This is a genomic window from Nodosilinea sp. LEGE 07088, from assembly GCF_015207395.1.
Lineage (GTDB): Bacteria > Cyanobacteriota > Cyanobacteriia > Phormidesmidales > Phormidesmidaceae > Nodosilinea.
The window spans coordinates 1-17,019 of the sequence record NZ_JADEWX010000137.1; the positions used below are offsets into that span (position 1 = coordinate 1).

A 17,019-nucleotide genomic window follows, 5' to 3' on the forward strand; every position below is an offset into this window, starting at 1 on the left:
ACCAGTGACTAATCGGTTTTAGCTGTCAGAGCACCTCAGCAGTCTATAAGCCCTAAACGTGAGAGAGCCTGGTTATAGGGTTTCTTTCAGGTTTATCGAACAGCGTCGCTGTTCGTGAAGGGCTCAAATGAGACGTCGCTGTTCAAAAAACTCAATTAACCGAGATCCCCTTATCTCAATAGGGCACCAAAACCCTAGTTTTTATAGATGTTTAGGCGTTGTTGGACATCTTTGGAGTGGTAAATGGTTCGTTCAAACGAGCCGCACGACGGCAACGAGCACGAGCGAAACGACAAGCCTACTGCTTAGGCGGTTCTGGAGCCGTGACTCAGGTGTTAGTGGTCAAAAATTAATGGCCATATTCAAGGCAAATGCCCCACTGGGTGTAGGGCACCGGGAGATGGAGGCGCGGTGCTCCTGCTTCAGGGGCCATATTCTCGTTTTTAGTAAGATAAGCAAGGCACGTCGCTTCAGACCGTGGAGCAGTATACCGATGGACGATCACCCAGGTATAGATGATTCAGTCGCTGTAGATAGGACAGTTGTAGAGGGTACAGACTTGCACCATGGTTTTTAGAACGCTAATTTGAGCTTTGGGCAATACACTATTCATCAACTTCATCTCCTACGACCTGGTGTCTAGCAATCACGAGTCTTCTAGCACTACTCGGTTAGCACATAGCGAGTGAGCACCCGCATGACCTCATTGGCGCGTCCCGTGGGCTGAGGTTTGCTCCATTCACGCACTTCGGCAAAGCCAAGGCGAAAGAGTTCGTGAACAATGCGTTCGACTCCATAGGCAGGGCCGATAACCAGGATGCGAATGATCTCGCGCCCCGGTTCAGTGGCAGGCTCCAAAGTCACTTGCAGGCTCGGGGAAGACAGGGCAGCAGGGAGAAAGGCTTTGGGCATGGAGGTTACTCACAGCTTAGAACACCAGAGAATGGTCAGGTTGAACGCCGAAGCGCCACAACCCCAATCAACATATAGCACAGATAATTCTATTTAATGTATTTATAGTTCTATTGATGCTATTTTGTGTTTAGGGTCAGTTAAATTTGTGCTTAGCGAGGTGAGTGCTGATTATCTGTCCCCAATGCCCGACTTAAGGATCAACTACATCTATATGGATGCGGAAACCCGCTCACGGTACGACCAAGCCTGTGTTGGGCTGCACTGGTCGTCTAAAGATCTGGTTAAGCAATGCATCCAAGCATTCTTTAAGGTCAACCGTGACTATTACGTTGACTGTGCCTACAAAGACTGTGAGGCCAGGGGGATGGCTGTGAGCGAATGGTATAAAACTTTGCGGGATGGCTCAGACGACGATCTGCATCCTTATCTGGCTGGGCGACCCGCCTTTGGCGCAACTCCATTAGATACTGTGCCACCTGTGCCAACGGGGGCAGAGAACAAGCGACTTTACAACACGCTCTCTATGGGTGGCTTTAATCTAGTGCTGCTCAAAACCTGCAAGTTAGTTGACCTTGGTCCGATGTCTCAGGTCGTCAGCCGTATTGTGGCTCAGCATTTTGATCGCTATTGGGCAACAAACTATGCTCCCCAGCTTGAGTTTGATGCCACTTGCTCATTACCGGAAAGAAAGGTTTAGACATGTCCCAACCCCTCCCCGAACAGGTTCTCAAGGCCGTTGATACCGTCCTCGATGTCTTGGGTGAACCGACGACAGATATCCGCTCCAAAGCCCTAGACACTTTCCAACAGGGTGATGCAGTCATGCTGCGACTCTTGGCGGCGACTCATCTGGATGACCACTACCTGCGATCGCTGGGATACCTGATTTCGGCCAAGTCTAAGCCTGATTTGCCTACGGTAGCTGTTGTGCTGGCTGAAGCGGCCCGCGCCGCCGCCGATTACGCCAGAGAACGTACGATCAATCAGCTCAATCAAAAAATTCACTTTGACCTGCTAGTGTCTTCCTAGCTGAACGAACCAGTCTGACAGTTCGATAGATTCCCTAGCCACCGATTTCGAGTTCTAGCCCTTTGTTCTGACTTATCTTGTCCAGTTTTCTAGAACGAGCCGCACTCGCTAGCTTCCTTATATGGGACGCAAAGGCGATCGCACCGTCAATGTGGATGCCTGGGATGTGTGCGGCGATAACACTCAGCAAAGTGTGTCGGTCGGCGATGAGCTAACGGTAGAAGGCGCATTCAGCGCTCGCGATTTTGATGCTTCAACCATCATCAATGCCGGGGGTGACACTGTTTGTTCCTAGGGCCATAGTGGCGGCCTAGGGGTCGTCATGAATTAGCCATCATCGGGTTCATCTAAATGCTCTGAGGCTTCCTGATAAAGATTAAAAATATGCTTGTCTTTCAAGCAGTAGTAAACATTACGTCCCCGCTTGCGGTAGCTGACTAACCGCATGGTTCGCAGCACTCGTAACTGATGGGAAACTGCGGATTCACTCATCTCGACGGCCTCAGCCAACTCGCCCACGGGCAATTCTCGGGATGCGAGCGCAGACAAAATGCGCCATCGATTGGGATCACCGAGCACACCAAAAAACTCAGCCATTCGCTGGGCCTTCTCAACGCTCAGAATTTCACTGACCGGGGCATTCTCCCCGATCGCCTGTATCGCTTCTTCAGAGTCTGACATCAATCAGCCGATATCCAACAGCAGCAGTAGTACCTCTAGCGATCGCTCAACCACCTGGCCAAAGCTAAAGAATTTGTAGCCTTGATACCTGAACAAGCATTCAAGTGTTATGGTGATACCTGAACGGATGTTCAAGTGTTTGTGCCATTCTATCGGTTTAGGAGATTGCCATGACGACTGTTACTCAAATGAAATGTGCCTGTGACTCTTGCCTGTGCATTGTGGACACTAGCAAGGCCGTTGAAAAAGAGGGTCATTACTATTGCAGCAACGCCTGTGCGAACGGTCATACCGAGGGTTCTGGCTGTGGCCATACGGGCTGTACATGTCACAGCTAAATTCTGGACAGGCAGCAGGGGTTGTGCTGACTTTTCTCGGTAAGCACTGCGAGCCATGATTCAGGCCACTGCTGTCTGTCTCTATTTCCTTCAACAGCGCTGATCTCACCCCAAAAGATTACAGCGCTCCAGAAAGGGGCGGTACACGCTTCATCACCCAAATAGCCGCTCATGCGATCGCCCGCCAGGATTGCGACAACACCGTTCCGGCAGAACGGGCAAAAACGACAGTGAGCAGTAGACCCACTAACAAATCCGGTATCGGGGACTCGGTAAGCAACACCAGCCCCGCCGCCGCCAAAACTGACGTGTTGGCAATAATGTCATTGCGGGAGCAGAGCCAGACGGAGGACATGTTCAAGTTGTCCTGGCGATGGCGGGTGAGCAGCAGCAGGCAGATCAGGTTGGCCACCAGTGCCAGGAAGCCCACGAAGCCCATGATTTCTGCGGTGGGTGCCGCCCCGGCCACAAATTGGTAGACGGCACGGGCGAAGACGGCGATCGCAAAGCCAAACATAATCACCCCCTTCAGCAGGGCTGCTCCAGCCTGTGCTTTGGTACTGCGATGAATCACATAGAGGCTAGTGCCATAGACCAAGGCGTCTCCCAGCATATCCAGCGAATCTCCCGTCAGCGAGAGGGAATCGGCTCGGAGACCGGCTCCAAACTCGACGACAAACATCGCTAAGTTAATCCCCATCACCACCCAAAGCACCCGAGCCTGACGCTTCTTGAGCTGAGTCAGGGCTTCAGCCTTGTGCTGACAACAGTGATCGGCCATTGCTTTTATCCAAACGCTCAAACGAATGTTTGAATATAAGGATAAAACATTATGACGTTCATTTGAATGATTTCAGAAATCCAGCAAGGCTCGGTTACGGCGAAGGGAGATTAGCCCTTCAGGATTGGTGCCTGGCTCTAGGGAAGCGATCAAATGGTTGCAGCACGGAGTAAATCCTCCAGAGCCAGAAGTTACAATTTGTAGGGGCGTCACAGTCTGCCTAAACACCCAACCTGAGATGTGATCAAATTCCATTAAAGTCCCTACAGCATGGGTATTTTGATGGGTTTAAGAGCCTATCGCGTTAGGTGGAATGATTTTCTCTAATCAGTTTTTATGCGTCGGGAGACACCCTGTGAGCGTTAAGTACCACGTTGCCTTGTCATTCGCAGGAGAAGATAGAGGTTACGTCGAACAGGTAGCGAACCATCTTCGCCGTGCAGGCGTCGAGGTCTTTTACGATAAGTACGAGCAGGTCGACCTTTGGGGCAAAGATCTGTACGAGCATTTGAGCGACGTTTACAAGAGCAAGGCTTTGTACACGGTCATGTTCATTTCCGAGCACTACGCGCAAAAGTTATGGGCTCGTCATGAGCGTCGTGCCGCTCAAACCAGGGCATTCTCCGAAAGTTCAGAATATATTTTGCCGACTCGCTTCGACGATACTGAAGTACCTGGTTTAAACGAAACGGTTGGCTACTTAGACCTCCGCACCATCGGCCCGGATGAACTGGCTGCAGCGGTTGAGGAAAAGCTCGTGCTCTCTGGGATAGCTCTTTGGCCTGCCCCAAAAAGGCCATCTGGAACGATGGGTCCGGGCGGCGACCCTGTTCGTACGACCATCTCAGTGCATGACCAAGTTGGGAGGCCAGTAGTCAACGTTGATGTAATGCTTGTAGCTTCAAACGGAACCTATCTTCGGGCCAAGACGTCCGACACCGGTCACGCAGAATTTGAAGTGAAGAAGCGCCAACTCTACGACGTCTTTTGCGCTCACAGGTCATTTCCGGCGTACCATGCGAGGGAATTCGATCCAGCTAATGATCTCGCCGTAAAATTTCATCCTATTGAAGATACGGGGTCCCTAATAAGCCTCGGGGGATGGGATTCTATCCCCGGTTTATCCGGTTCGATGAATTCGATTCATGATTCCTCAAATCGGCTGTATGTTTATACGAAAAACATCGCTGTGGATGGCGGGAAACTTCAGCCAGCTACTTTCAGCATCGGAAATCCCATGCACTTCGAGGATTCCTCTGGCAGCGAACGATTCGTAACATTCATTGCCGTCATTGCAAACTGTTTTCTTGTCGAATTTAGCCTCGTTGGGGCCAATGCATGACAAATTGCTGCAGGCGTCGGTCAAACGCACCTATGTTAAGGCGTTAGAGACATGCCCAATCCTTGTAATCCTTAATCCACTAACTGTCTCAGTGAATAGTTAAGAATCTCGGATACTCGCCGATCGCGCAGCGAATAGTAGGCCAGCTTACCATCGTTGCGGTATTTGAGAATCTTCAAGTCCCGCAGCTTGCGCAGATGATGGGAAGCGGTCGCGACTTTCACCTCTAGTAGAGTGGCAATATCGCAGACGCAGAGTTCCTGGTCATGGCTGAGGGCGTACAGAATTTTTAGGCGTGAGCGATCGCTTAACGCGCCAAAGATAATCTGTGCCGTCTCCAGGGTGTCTTCGCTGGGCAGCGTATTGTGGACGTGGTTTACCAGCTCGGTGTTGAAGCACCGAATTTGGCAAACGTCCTTGGGCTTAGAGTTGCTCACGAGTGGATCAAGGGTTGTATGGGCTCATTATGGCGCATGGGCTTTGTTCAGCGTGGGTAGATGATTAGGCAAACGATAGGGTGGCTTTCGTCAGGGCGGGCACGATGCGATCGGAGGCCAGCTTTCCGCCAAATAAATTCCGTGCGACGGGACCGACTCGCAGCGCCGCCCACGGCCCCATCAAAAAGAGTTCACACCCCGGCCAGCGCAGATGTTCATCCAATATGGGCAAGCCGTTAACGGTGGCGATGGGGTAGTGTTTCCAGACGTCTGCTAACAGGGGATGGGTTTGGATATCCAGGGTCGTTCCTGTCGCCAGCCAGACGCGGTGAATAGGTTGGTGAGCCAGGCAATCATGTACCGAGTAGTTGTCGCAGCAGACTTTCCAGGCCTCCCCTTTCCACTCAGCTTTGGCCACCTGGCAGTGCTCATAAACCGTGAGCTGCCCCTGCCGTTCGAGTCGTCGCAATTGAGTCATCATCTCGGGAGTAAGGGAGCCGCCGTTGCGGGCTTGCTGCACCATCTGCCAGCGGGCCTGCATATCCGGTTCGGCGTGAAAGCCTTTCAGGTATTTTGGCCCCAGCCACCCCGGCTCAGCATCGAAAAGCTTTTCCTGAAACGTTCGCCGCGCCATCATCACCACGTTTGCCCCTCGCTTCACAGCCCCGACCGCCAGGTGCCCGCTGGTCAAGCCACTGCCCACGATGAGTACGGTTTCACCCGCGAGGGAACTAAGGGCCGGTAACCGAATCTGGCTGGCATGGCATAACCGTTCTGGGGGATAGGTAGCGTTAATTTGCTTGACCCAATCGGGCCGATAGGGCTGCCCACCTCCGGCAGCTAGCACGACCCGCCGCGCCAGCACGGTCTCCTCTGTAGATAAGGTCAACCGAAATCGGGCAGGTCTTTTTTGCAGGGGCTCCAGCCGGGTGACTGCTGCTGGCACCACATAATTTCGCACCTGCCAACGCTGCACCACCGTGTCGCAAAACGCTTGAAACAGGCGCGTGCCAGGACGGTCGTAGGGGGGATGCAGTTCGTCGTAGCGCCCCTCAGCAAAGGTGCGCAAAGCATGGGCATCGGGGTCAGGATGATGGACGGCAGGGGAGCGCAATCCGGCAATTTCTTGGGCAGCAAACTGCTGCTGCCACTGGGTCATCCAGGTGCCACTGGGGTCAAATACCTGGATGCGATCGCGCAGTTTCGCCTTCTTTTGTAATACATGGGTCACCAGGGTGAGGGCCTGCGGTCCGGCCCCAATGACGGCAATATCGGTTTGCGATTGAGCCATAGCGGTTGACTGAGGTTGCTCAAATAGGATGTGAGCAATATGATAATGATTATCGTTACCGCCTTGCAAGCCTATGATTACCGTCGTCGCTGGCCCCTGCGGCGCAGGCAAAACCACCTGGATTCTGCAGGAGTTGGCTCAGATGCCGATGCCTGCGGTTTACATCGCGCTGGGAGCCGATACGGTGCCCATTGATGCCACCCGCGTGACGGCGCGGTTTCCCCAGGTCGAAATTTTTCATCACCGGCCCGAAAAGGAATTGCTACAGCGCTTGGCGGCTGAGGTGCCAATCTATTTTGAGCTGGGTTTTCAGCTAGAGACAGACGTGCCGCTATTGGAAGCTCGGCCCCACCGCCGAGTGGCGCTGGTGGCTGAGGAGAATCGCGATGCGGGTTGGCAGCTCTGGGCCGATGAGGTGATCTGTGGCAATCACTCGACGCTTGATCTGCAAGCGGCGCAGCTCTGGCGGGCACCGTTAACCGGACAGGTTTTTGACCCCCCAAGTCTAGATGAGATGTTGATTGAACTGACGGGCGGTGCTTACGGTAATGTGCATCGAGTCAAAGGAATTTTTGAACTGCCGGATGGTCGCGCCTTTCACGTTGATTTTGTAAAGGGATTACCCGGCATCGAATACACCGAATTGAACCTTCCACATTGGCGGTCGGGCCGTCCTGATCGCTTCAGTGGCATTGAGGTTGTGGGCTGGAACCTGGAACAGGAGACCATTGCTCAAACCGTGCGGGATGGGTGTTTATCGGATGGCGCGATCGCCCACTACCAGGAACAGTACAAAGCCCTAATTTCTGATGAAATCAACCCAGAGGAGAGTGTCTTGGCATGAAACTAGCCGTCATTTCCTGCATTCACGGCAACTACGAAGCGTTGAATGCGGTGTTGTCTGATATCGATGCTCAAAAGGCAGACCAGATCTACTGTCTGGGGGATTTGGTGGGCTATGGCCCCTATCCCAATGCCGTCGTTGAACTGATTCGCTCCCTCGATATTCCGACCGTTCAGGGCTGTTGGGATGAAGATATTGTCGAGGGATTGAATGCCTGCGAATGCAGTTATCCGTCCCAACTGGCGGAGAAGCGGGGACGACTGGCCCATGAGTGGACAAACACCGTCATTCGTCCAAAGGTGCGGGAGTATCTGGCAACGCTGCCCATGACGTTGCGACTGGATAATCTTTGTTTTGTGCATGGCAGTCCAAATAGCCAGCACGAATACCTACTGCCCAGCATGGATAGCTTTGCCGCACTGGAACGAGTCCTTTCGACAGATGCGGATGTTTTGTTCTGCGGTCATACCCATGTTCCCTATGTGCGGAACCTGGGAGATGGAACCTTAACCGTTAGTGTTCAGCGACCGGGCAAAGATGCGTTGGAAACCCAGTTCAAAACGCCTGTGAAGCAAATTGTTAACGTCGGGTCAGTGGGCGAGCCTCGCCATGGTCGCCCCAATGCCACGTATGTTCTCTATGACACAGATACAGCGCAGGTGGAACTCAGAGAAGTCCCCTACGAAGTTGCCAAAACCTGCATGGCAATTCTGGAAGAGGGCTTGCCTCCTATTTTTGCTTGGCGATTGGCACGGGGCATGGAGTTTGCTGAACGGGCAGACGATCCGAGTCATGTGTGTCAGCGGTGAGTTGTTGTCAATAAAGAACTGTTGGGAGACTCAGGCGTGCAGTGGGCAATTCTAAGTGGCATTGAGGGAAATTTAGCAGCCTATGAAGCCGTGTTGCAGGATATTCGACAACAGCGTAGCCCAGTCACAGCACTCTATGCTTTGGGAGATGTGATTGGGCTGAAAGGGGACAATGAGGCCGTGATTCGGCGGTTGCAATCACCGCGCCCTGGAGAACTCGACCCTCAGGTTTGTATCGGTTGGTGGGAAGAGCAGTGCTTTAGCCTGCATGGGCTGAGTGGTCTACCAGATGCCCCTGAACTGATGGCGCAATTCGGGGGTGATGGGGTTAAGCAACTGTGGGAATCGGTATCGCGGGAGTCGGTGCGCTGGCTGCGATCGCTCCACTTTGGCTTTCATGAGCTGGATTGTTTACTGATCCACGGGAGTACCGTCAGCTATGCCGATGAACTCACACCGGGCACACCTGCGATTCAGTTGTGCGATCGACTGCTGCGGGCAGATGCCAATACGCTGTTTTGTGGGCGATCGGGGCAGACCTTTCACCTGAAAATTCCTGAAGGGGCGGTGACATCCACCGTGACGACGCTGGATGCCGCAGCGCAAACAATGACTCAGACGGTGCGCGATCGCCAGATTGTCGGCGTCGGCAGTGTCGGCAAAGAACCTGGGAAGGCCACTTACACGCTGTACAGCCCATACACCAATGCGGTAAGTTTCCGAACAGTACGCTACGGTACCCAGGGCAAGGGATTTGGGGCGGTGTAAGTGTGTAGGACATAGGCAGGAACGGCTCTTTTTGATGCTGGATATGACAGCATAAAGGAAAGGGGTGGTGCCATGTCCCCAGACCAATCCTTGCCGACGGTTTCGACCTTTCCATTGCCTGCCATTGTGGGTCATGGGGCGATCCGTCTTGCCCTGCTATTGCTGGCAGTGGATCCGGAGTTGGGCGGTGTCATCATTGCTGGACGTCGTGGCACCGCCAAATCTGTCATGGCCCGCGCCCTCCATGCCTTGTCGCCACCGATCGCCGTCCTCAAATCGTCTCCCTACAACGAAATGCCTGCTGAGGCTGACCTTGATGCCCTTGGTACTCGCATCATCCCGCCCCCCTTTGTGCAGATCCCCCTGGGCGTCACCGAAGATCGGTTGCTGGGCTCCGTCGATGTGACCCGCTCAATTCAGCGGGGAGAACCCGTCTTTCAGCCGGGATTGCTGGCGGAAGCGCACCGGGGCGTTTTGTACGTCGACGATATCAACCTGCTGGATGAACACATCTCGAATTTACTGCTGACCATCCTGGCTGAGGGCACGAATCGCATCGAGCGCGAAGGCATTAGCATCGAGCATCCCTGTCGGCCGCTATTCATCGCGACCTACAATCCTGAAGAAGGCGAACTCCGAGAGCATCTGGTGGACCGCTTTGCGATCGCCCTCTCCGCCGATGCCCCTCTGAGCCTGGCCGATCGCGTAACCGCAGCGGAACGGGTCTTGACCTACATGGATGCGCCCCAGCCCTTTTTGGCCCAGTATGCGGACGAGGTTGAAGACCTGAAACTGCAAATTTTGCTGGCTCGCGAATGGTTGCCCCAGGTGCAAATCACCCCTGAGCAAATCGGCTATCTTGTCCAAGAAGCCATTCGCGGTCAGGTGGAAGGGCAACGGGGCGAGCTGTTCGCCACGCACATTGCTAAGGCCCATGCTGCGCTCAACGGACGGCTAAGCGTCACCGCTGAGGATTTGCGCTGTGGGGTAGAACTCGCCATCGTCCCCCGAGCTACAGTGGTCGAGCCCCCGGCTGAATCTCCACCACCACCGCCGCCATTGCCCGATGAAACGCCTCCTGATCCCGACGCCGCCGAACCGGAATCCGCGCCGCCCAAGCCCGAAACCACTTCCCTGCCTGAGGAGTTTGTCTTCACGCCAGAGGGAGTCGTGCTCGATCCGACCGTCCTGGCTTTTGCCCAAAAAGCGCGCCGTCAAAAAGGGAAAGCCGGAGGCCGCGGGCTGATCTTTTCCCAAGAGCGGGGACGCTACGTGAAACCGATGTTTCCCAAAGGCCCGATCCAGCGCATTGCGGTGGATGCCACGTTGCGAGCCGCAGCCCCCTATCAAAAGGCGCGGCATCGCCGCCAGCCCGGTCGCCGCCTGATTATCGAATCTGACGACGTGCGGGTCAAACGGCTGGCGCGGAAGGCGGGGGCTCTGATCATCTTCGTGGTGGACGCCTCGGGGTCAATGGCGCTGAACCGGATGCAGGCGGCGAAAGGCGCTGCGCTGCAACTGCTAGGGGAAGCCTATCGCCACCGTGACCAGATCGCGTTGATCACCTTTGGGGGCGAACAGGCCAACGTGGCGCTGCCCCCGACCCGCTCCATCACGGCGGCCCGTCGTCGCCTCGATCGCCTGCCCTGTGGCGGTGGGTCGCCCCTGGCTCACGGCCTCGCCCTGGCCATTCGCACGGGACAAAACGCCCTGCGTAGCAAAGATATTGGTCAGGTGATTGTGGTGCTGATCACCGATGGTCGCGCCAACATTTCCCTCTCCCGATCGCTAGGAGGCGTCGCTGGGAACGGGAACGGGGAAAAGGCTGACCCCAAGACTGAACTGCTGCGGATTGCGGGAGTGATGCGATCGCTCGGCATGCAGCTCCTGGTCATCGACACCGAAAACCCTTACCGCTCTAAGGGATTGGCCAAAGAACTGGCTCGGCAAGCCCAGGGCACCTATTATGCGCTGCCCAAAGCGAGCGATCGCGCGATCGCCGCCACCACCCAGCAGGTGATCGACGAATTACGTCCCCTTTAGTACCCATTTTGGATTTTAGATTGGGGATTGGGGATTGCTTAAGCTTTACTCCGTCAGGACTTCTATCTCGGAATAGCTTAGTTTTAGCAATGGAAAACTTTTGGTCGTTAAGGCTCACATACAAGCCATGGAATGATTTTGGACGACATCGCTTTAGAGGTATGGTTGGAAACGCCTGAGCTATCATCTGCCCGATTATGGCGAACCCTTGCGGTATCTGGAGATTAGTGCCGATTGGGGGCAACTATTTGGCTAGTTTCAAAACAGAGTTGAGGCGTCCGTCGTCGCTGGGTAAATTCAAAAGCCACGGCAAAAAGACCTGCAAGCGGTAACACTCCGGCACCGGCTATACTGTCAAGCCTCTTCAAGAGTCTGCAAATAGTCCCTATATATGTGCGTGAAAATGTTATCAATCAATATCAATATAGCAAAATAAATAAAGTAGTTTTCATATCTATGATAGTCATCTTCAAGCGTTTTCAAAGTTGGCAAATTTTGTTGGTACGACTGTGTATTATGAGCAATTCTATTCCTATATTTATACAAGTGATTTTCATACATTTTCTTTAGTGAATAAGAGCAGGAAACCTCTGAAAATAAGTTTGTACTATTAGTTGCGAAGTATTTATGCGTAACATCTCTCCATATATTGCAGTATTCATAGAAGCTTTTTTGAGCCCATATCAATAAGTTTGAATCTGAGAATACTTGATCTATTGATGATTTTGTTTTGCATAACATATCTATTCTAGTTGCTTCATTCGTATTGTAAGGATGTGAAATATGCTTTTCTATTTGTTGTATAAGGTCTTTATATATATTATTCTTGTCTTTGTAATTTGAACACTCACCTAATGGACTTTGAGTATATCTAGCATATCTGTACTCATAATCGTTAGTTGCCAATTCCCAACAAATGCATTTCATTTTCTGCTCTTGTGATCCAGTCATTTTCAGAAAAACGGACTGCATTATATAATCGCATAGAGGATAAGTCTCTATTCCACTACCTATTCCCATACTTGCAGAGATGGCATCTTCTAAAGTCCGGTCAACCGGAGACAGGATAAAACTATTGTGGCTCATTAGATTCTATATCTCTCATAAATAGATATTGATTGTTTAATGCGCATCCTTAAGTTTCCTAAATTATTTGGGCTCCTTCTATGTGAATCGTTACCCTTGAACTCTTGCGTTATTCTATCTAGCTCCTGTTTCAAATCATCCTTATTTGAGGTATTAATTGTTTTTTTCTCAAAAAGAATTTGATAGGTTAAGCCAAAGAGATGTGTGTCTAAATCAATAATAGAAGTATACTCTTTAGGTATATCTAATTCATCCAAGGAAGTTCTCAACTTTTCAAACTCGCCTCTATATTCCTTGCCTGGAAAAACATCTGAGAACTTGCCATAAGCTTCTGTCCTTACATCATTGACTGAAGCATAGATATATTCTTCATAAAATTTTTCCATCTTTGCCTTGTAGCCTCTTGCGACTCCAGCTTCGCTTTTATTTTTATAGTACTGCGACAAGAGGGATAAGTACCTGACAAAGTCAGCTTGAGTCTCACTACTACCTACTTTTATTTTAATTTCTTTACCAAACTCAGGAGAGAAAAAATCAACCAGATCTTGATCCAGAAAATACAAAGAAGCTCTGCTTTGTTGCGGAAGCAAAGGTTCACCTTGTATATTTATATTTCTGAATACAGATGAATAATATTTTTGTTGTTCGTTTTCGTCTTTCACCTGTGGAACTAAATATGAGAAACCTAAAAAATTTTTTTTGAGGAATTCTTCATCAATGTCTAAGTCTATAGATTTATAGTTGCCATCTACAACTTTTTCGAGTATTACGTCTTTCCTTCTACCTTTTTTTGTTAGCTCTTCTACGTTCCATTCGAGAATATTATCAAATCGCGCTTCTTCTGCTTCTTCTGCTTCGTCATTATCATTGGCGAATCGTTGTATTGTACTTCTATAGGTTTGTTCATCAGGATACAAACCAAGATAGGCCAACAATATGCTTGTTATTCTTTGCTGTCCATCAAGTATCAAATTTTTATTTGTATCTTCGATTTTAAATGCACCAATCGTAACAGGTGGAACAAATTGTTTTTCTTTGAAAGACTTTATTAGAGTATTTACCTTTTTTTCATTCCATACAAAGTAACGTTGATATGGCGGAAGGACTATATTCTGTTTTAGTACCAGTTCAATCCAGTGCCATAGAGAATATTCTCCATAATAAGTTCTATTCTCCATGAGAAATTACTTTCCTTAATTTTTGACACTTGTTATTGATGTGTTGCGATTCTTAAAGTAGATATAACATCAGAGAAGAGATTTTAGCTAATGTTAGAACCCCTTAAAGGTGACAGGACAAACGTGCAACAAGGCTTTCTGACGACTTTCAACCCTATTCTGAGACGAGTATTTGTGTAGAACGGTTTTGCTATACTTATTAGGTGTTGCTATCCTCTTTAATAATCATAGCTATAAGTGGCTGTCCCACGCCGCAACCACTCTAGCCTTAACGACCAGAATTTTACCGCTGCTACAACCAAGCCGGAATCCTTGCTCGGGGCAAGATGATCCCGGCTATAAAGCGACACCTTCCAATACTTCATCGGCCTGGTCATAGAGCGTTTGCAGCTTATCGATCACCTCATCCTCAGCCGACCAGTAGCCGCGCCCGTGGGCTTCCAGCATCCGTCCCACGATATTGCGAAAGGCTTCGGGATTGGCTTGACGGAGCTGCTCGGCCATGGCGGCATCGAACGCATAGGTTTCGGCGGCCTGATCGTAGACCCAATCGTCTTGGAAATTCGTCGTCCCGGCCCAGCCAATCATCGCCGTCATCCGCTGAGAAATTTCGTAAGCCCCGCCTGATCCCTGGGCCGCCATCGCCTCGGCCCATTTAGGATTCAGCAGCTTCGTGCGGTACTCCATGCGGAGCAGGTCTTCCAGTTTCCGGGGCGTCGTGTCTTGGGAGAAGCTTTCGACGAAGCTGGCGGTCACGCGGTGCCCCTGGCGCTGTTCGGCGGCCTGTTTGAGTGCTCCAGTGTTGGCGTAATACTCCTGAATGTCGGTGAGGCCATATTCTACGGAGTCGATTTGTTGAACGATGCGGCCTGTGGTGTTGAGCAGGCTATCGAGGATTTCCGGTCGGGCTTGGCCTTGATCGCCGCGACCATAGCTGAAGGCATTGCGATCGCGCCAGGTCTGACCTAGCTCTTCGTTTGATTCCCAGTTGCCGTCCACAACGCGATCGTTCACCAGCGAGCCATAATCCCCAGCGGGATTCGAGAACAGCCGCGCCGTCGGATTTTCGACCCCCTGCGCCTGGAGCGCCAGTACATGCTTGCGAATGAAGTTTTGCTCTTCCGGCTCGTCGGCGACCGCGACGCGGCGAAACAGATCGTCCAGCAGTTCCAGAATGTTGACAAAGCTGTCGCGGAAGATACCCGAAAGGTTGCCCAGCACGTCAATGCGAGGATGCCCAAGCTGCGCCAGCGGCATCAGGTCATAGCGTACGATGCGCCCAGTCCCTTCTTTGATGGGCTCGGCGCCCACCAGTTCCAGCAGCGTCCCGATCGCTTCTCCCTTGGTCTTGATGGTGTCCAGCCCCCACAGCATCACCGCCACCGTTTCGGGATAGGTGCCGTGCTCTGCCTGGTGCTGGGCCAGAATTTGGTGGGCGATGCGGCGGCCCCGCTCATAGGCGGCGGGGGACGGCATGCGGTAGGGGTCCAACGCGTGAATGTTGCGCCCCGTCGGCAGCACACCGGGACCATCCCGCAACAGATCGCCACCGGGGGCGGGGGGAATGTATTCACCATTCAGCCCGCGAACCAGATTAGTCAGTTCGTCGGTGGTTTGGGAGAGGCGATCGCAAATCTCTAGCCCTTCCTCAAGTTTGGGGCGGACGGTTGCCCGCAGGGGCGCATCTGCTTCAGCCCCATAGTGATGCAGCATCAGGTCATCGACGAGGCGGGACCACTGGGCGCGATCGCGATCGGTCATATCCAGTTCGCTCAAGGCTTTCAGCACCGCAGGCTTGAGCGCATCGCCAAAATAGGCTTCCAGGTAGCTATAGCGGGTACCCGCATCTGGCACCTGCCCCAGCACGTGCAAGCCTGAAGAAAACAGGCGATTTTCCAACACCTGCAAATACTCATACAGGGTACCGAAATAGCTCAGCAGCGACGCTTTGCTGAACATGCGCGCCGTTTCGAGAGTAAAGTCCATGCCGAGCTGGCGCGCCTCAGCAAAGGGGCAGTCGGCTTCCAGCCCGGTATCGGTAATTTTTTTGCAGATCGCCTCCCGCAGCAGGTCATTCTTGTCAGGATCTTCGCGATACTCTGCGATCAGCTCTCTTAGAGCCACCAGGTCTTTGTACAGCCCGGCCCGTCCGTAGGGGGGCACATTGTGGGAAATCAGGACGCCATACCCCCGCCGCTTCGCCAGGATCGACTCGGAGGGATTGTTGGCCGCGTATACATAGAGGTGCGGCAGGTTGCCCAGCAAAATATCCGGCCAGGAGTAGCCCGTATTGCCGAGGGGCGACCCCGGCAGCCATTCCACCGTGCCGTGCATGCCAAAGTGCAGCACCACATCTGCCCCAAAATCCTTTTGCAGCCACTGGTAAAAGGCCGCGTACTGAGGATGGGGCGTCAGGTCGCGCTCAAACATCAGGCGCATTGGGTCACCGGAAAGGCCTAACGGCGGCTGTACCCCAATCCACACATGGCCTAACTGGACACCGCCCAGCAGAAAGTCGTCGTCAAAGGTTTTGATGCCCGTGCGGGTCAACTCGCCCCATTGCTTTTCAACGCGGGTGGTGAGCAAATAGCCCAGCCACTTCTCCAACTGCCGCACGTGAACGGTTGAGGGGGCATCAGAACCCCGGCTGCTCGGAGAAGCCGGGGTTCTCGGCAAACGGGGATCCGCTTCGTCGGCGTCTTTGACCCACTCTACTAGGGTTTCGCCATTTTCAGGCAAATCGCCCACGGTGTATCCCGCTGCCCGTAGGGTTTGGAGCAGGTTGAGCAATGACTGGGGCACGTTTAACAACGCGGCGGTGCCCACCGCACCGTACCCCGGCGGAAAGCCGTAGAGAACGATCGCCAGTTTGCGTTCCGCTACCGGTTTTTGCCGCAGCGATACCCAGCTTTTGACTCGTCCAATCAGCCGCTTCACCCGCTCTGGCACCAGGTAAATATCCTCGCCGACCAGTCCTCCCAGCGGCACCGGGTCGATCGCGCCATCCAACTCCGGTAGGGCGTACAGCACCACACTCTGCAAGCCGCCCACCCCCTGCCGCGTCCAAGAATGAATGTCTTGAATTAGCAGCGGTGCCGACACGAGGTAGGGCACATTCTTGGCCGACAAAATTCGCACCGCGACCTCTGTTTGGCGGCCCGCCTCCATCGATCCGGCAGGTCCCCCCACCAGCGGAAAGCCAATGGTGGAGACGATCGCATCCACCCGCACGGCCTCTTCGGATAGGGAGGGTGTTTGGACATGGCCGAGCGATCGCTGCGCCTGTTCATCATCCGTCGTCATCCAGTCCCGCACCGCCACGTGCCCCTCTACCCCGTTGATGAAGATCGGCACGGGCACTAAACCCGCCTGTTCAAACGCCCGAATCAGCTGGGGGATGTAGGGCTGTTGGGTGATGACGTGCTTGCGGTAGAGGAGGAGGCCGATGATGGGGAGAGGGGTGGAGGAGTGATGGGG

Annotated in this window: 17 protein-coding genes; 9 read left to right on the top strand and 8 right to left on the bottom strand. The window is 52.8% G+C overall.

Features of this window, described 5'->3' with window-relative positions; translation table 11 throughout:
• Positions 1 to 663: 663 nt before the first annotated feature.
• Complete coding sequence (locus tag IQ254_RS22895) at positions 664 to 912, bottom strand: hypothetical protein (protein ID WP_193968470.1); 249 nt, start codon at positions 910 to 912, stop codon at positions 664 to 666.
• Between the two features lie 184 nt (positions 913 to 1,096).
• On the opposite strand from IQ254_RS22895, the gene IQ254_RS22900 reads away from it, so the two are divergent.
• From IQ254_RS22900 to IQ254_RS22910, 3 genes are all read left to right on the top strand, one after another.
• The gene (locus tag IQ254_RS22900; protein ID WP_193968471.1) at positions 1,097 to 1,612 is read left to right on the top strand and encodes a hypothetical protein; all 516 of its coding nucleotides are present in this window, start codon (positions 1,097 to 1,099) and stop codon (positions 1,610 to 1,612) included.
• Positions 1,613 to 1,614: 2 nt separating this feature from the next.
• A complete protein-coding gene (locus IQ254_RS22905; protein WP_193968472.1) occupies positions 1,615 to 1,944 on the top strand; it encodes a hypothetical protein in 330 nt (109 codons plus the stop codon).
• A 121-nt stretch (positions 1,945 to 2,065) separates the two neighbouring features.
• Entirely contained in the window at positions 2,066 to 2,239 is a 174-nt protein-coding gene (locus tag IQ254_RS22910; RefSeq protein WP_193968473.1) for a hypothetical protein, read from the top strand.
• A 32-nt stretch (positions 2,240 to 2,271) separates the two neighbouring features.
• Here the strand turns inward: IQ254_RS22910 and IQ254_RS22915 are convergent, their stop codons facing one another.
• Positions 2,272 to 2,625, bottom strand: coding sequence for a helix-turn-helix transcriptional regulator (locus IQ254_RS22915; protein WP_193968474.1), 354 nt, complete (start codon positions 2,623 to 2,625; stop codon positions 2,272 to 2,274).
• Positions 2,626 to 2,795: 170 nt separating this feature from the next.
• On the opposite strand from IQ254_RS22915, the gene IQ254_RS22920 reads away from it, so the two are divergent.
• A complete protein-coding gene (locus IQ254_RS22920) occupies positions 2,796 to 2,963 on the top strand; it encodes a metallothionein (RefSeq protein ID WP_193968475.1) in 168 nt (55 codons plus the stop codon).
• 169 nt (positions 2,964 to 3,132) lie between these two features.
• Here IQ254_RS22920 and IQ254_RS22925 read toward each other — a convergent pair whose 3' ends face one another.
• Complete coding sequence (locus IQ254_RS22925) at positions 3,133 to 3,744, bottom strand: cation transporter (protein WP_193968476.1); 612 nt, start codon at positions 3,742 to 3,744, stop codon at positions 3,133 to 3,135.
• A 355-nt stretch (positions 3,745 to 4,099) separates the two neighbouring features.
• Here IQ254_RS22925 and IQ254_RS22930 point away from each other — a divergent pair, with 355 nt between their 5' ends.
• A complete protein-coding gene (locus IQ254_RS22930) occupies positions 4,100 to 5,086 on the top strand; it encodes a TIR domain-containing protein (RefSeq protein ID WP_313887540.1) in 987 nt (328 codons plus the stop codon).
• Between the two features lie 71 nt (positions 5,087 to 5,157).
• On the opposite strand, the gene IQ254_RS22935 is transcribed toward IQ254_RS22930, so the two are convergent.
• Together IQ254_RS22935 and IQ254_RS22940 are read right to left on the bottom strand one after the other, a co-directional pair.
• Complete coding sequence (locus tag IQ254_RS22935; RefSeq protein ID WP_193968478.1) at positions 5,158 to 5,523, bottom strand: metalloregulator ArsR/SmtB family transcription factor; 366 nt, start codon at positions 5,521 to 5,523, stop codon at positions 5,158 to 5,160.
• 64 nt (positions 5,524 to 5,587) lie between these two features.
• Positions 5,588 to 6,814: an FAD/NAD(P)-binding protein gene (locus tag IQ254_RS22940; protein WP_193968479.1), complete on the bottom strand. Its 1,227-nt coding sequence runs from the start codon at positions 6,812 to 6,814 to the stop codon at positions 5,588 to 5,590.
• A 73-nt stretch (positions 6,815 to 6,887) separates the two neighbouring features.
• Here IQ254_RS22940 and IQ254_RS22945 point away from each other — a divergent pair, with 73 nt between their 5' ends.
• The 4 genes from IQ254_RS22945 to bchD all read left to right on the top strand — a co-directional run bounded on the left by IQ254_RS22945 (position 6,888) and on the right by bchD (position 11,278).
• Positions 6,888 to 7,658 carry a GTP-binding protein gene (locus IQ254_RS22945; protein WP_193968480.1) on the top strand — a complete coding sequence of 257 codons (771 nt, stop codon included), beginning with the start codon at positions 6,888 to 6,890 and terminating at the stop codon, positions 7,656 to 7,658.
• Entirely contained in the window at positions 7,655 to 8,467 is an 813-nt protein-coding gene (locus IQ254_RS22950) for a metallophosphoesterase (RefSeq protein WP_193968481.1), read from the top strand. Before IQ254_RS22945 ends, IQ254_RS22950 begins: the two co-directional genes overlap by 4 nt.
• Positions 8,468 to 8,503: 36 nt before the next feature.
• A complete protein-coding gene (locus tag IQ254_RS22955; protein ID WP_193968482.1) occupies positions 8,504 to 9,235 on the top strand; it encodes a metallophosphoesterase in 732 nt (243 codons plus the stop codon).
• 72 nt (positions 9,236 to 9,307) lie between these two features.
• On the top strand, positions 9,308 to 11,278 hold the full coding sequence (gene bchD / locus IQ254_RS22960) for a magnesium chelatase ATPase subunit D (RefSeq protein WP_193968483.1): 1,971 nt from the start codon (positions 9,308 to 9,310) through the stop codon (positions 11,276 to 11,278).
• A gap of 354 nt (positions 11,279 to 11,632) precedes the next feature.
• On the opposite strand, the gene IQ254_RS22965 is transcribed toward bchD, so the two are convergent.
• The 3 genes from IQ254_RS22965 to bchH all read right to left on the bottom strand — a co-directional run.
• The gene (locus IQ254_RS22965) at positions 11,633 to 12,364 is read right to left on the bottom strand and encodes a hypothetical protein (protein WP_193968484.1); all 732 of its coding nucleotides are present in this window, start codon (positions 12,362 to 12,364) and stop codon (positions 11,633 to 11,635) included.
• On the bottom strand, positions 12,364 to 13,542 hold the full coding sequence (locus IQ254_RS22970) for a DUF262 domain-containing protein (RefSeq protein ID WP_193968485.1): 1,179 nt from the start codon (positions 13,540 to 13,542) through the stop codon (positions 12,364 to 12,366). The genes IQ254_RS22965 and IQ254_RS22970 overlap by 1 nt, the downstream gene beginning before the upstream one ends.
• A 336-nt stretch (positions 13,543 to 13,878) precedes the next feature.
• Positions 13,879 to 17,019, bottom strand: a 3,141-nt coding sequence (gene bchH, locus IQ254_RS22975; RefSeq protein WP_193968486.1) for a magnesium chelatase subunit H, incomplete at its 5' end; no start/stop codon positions are given.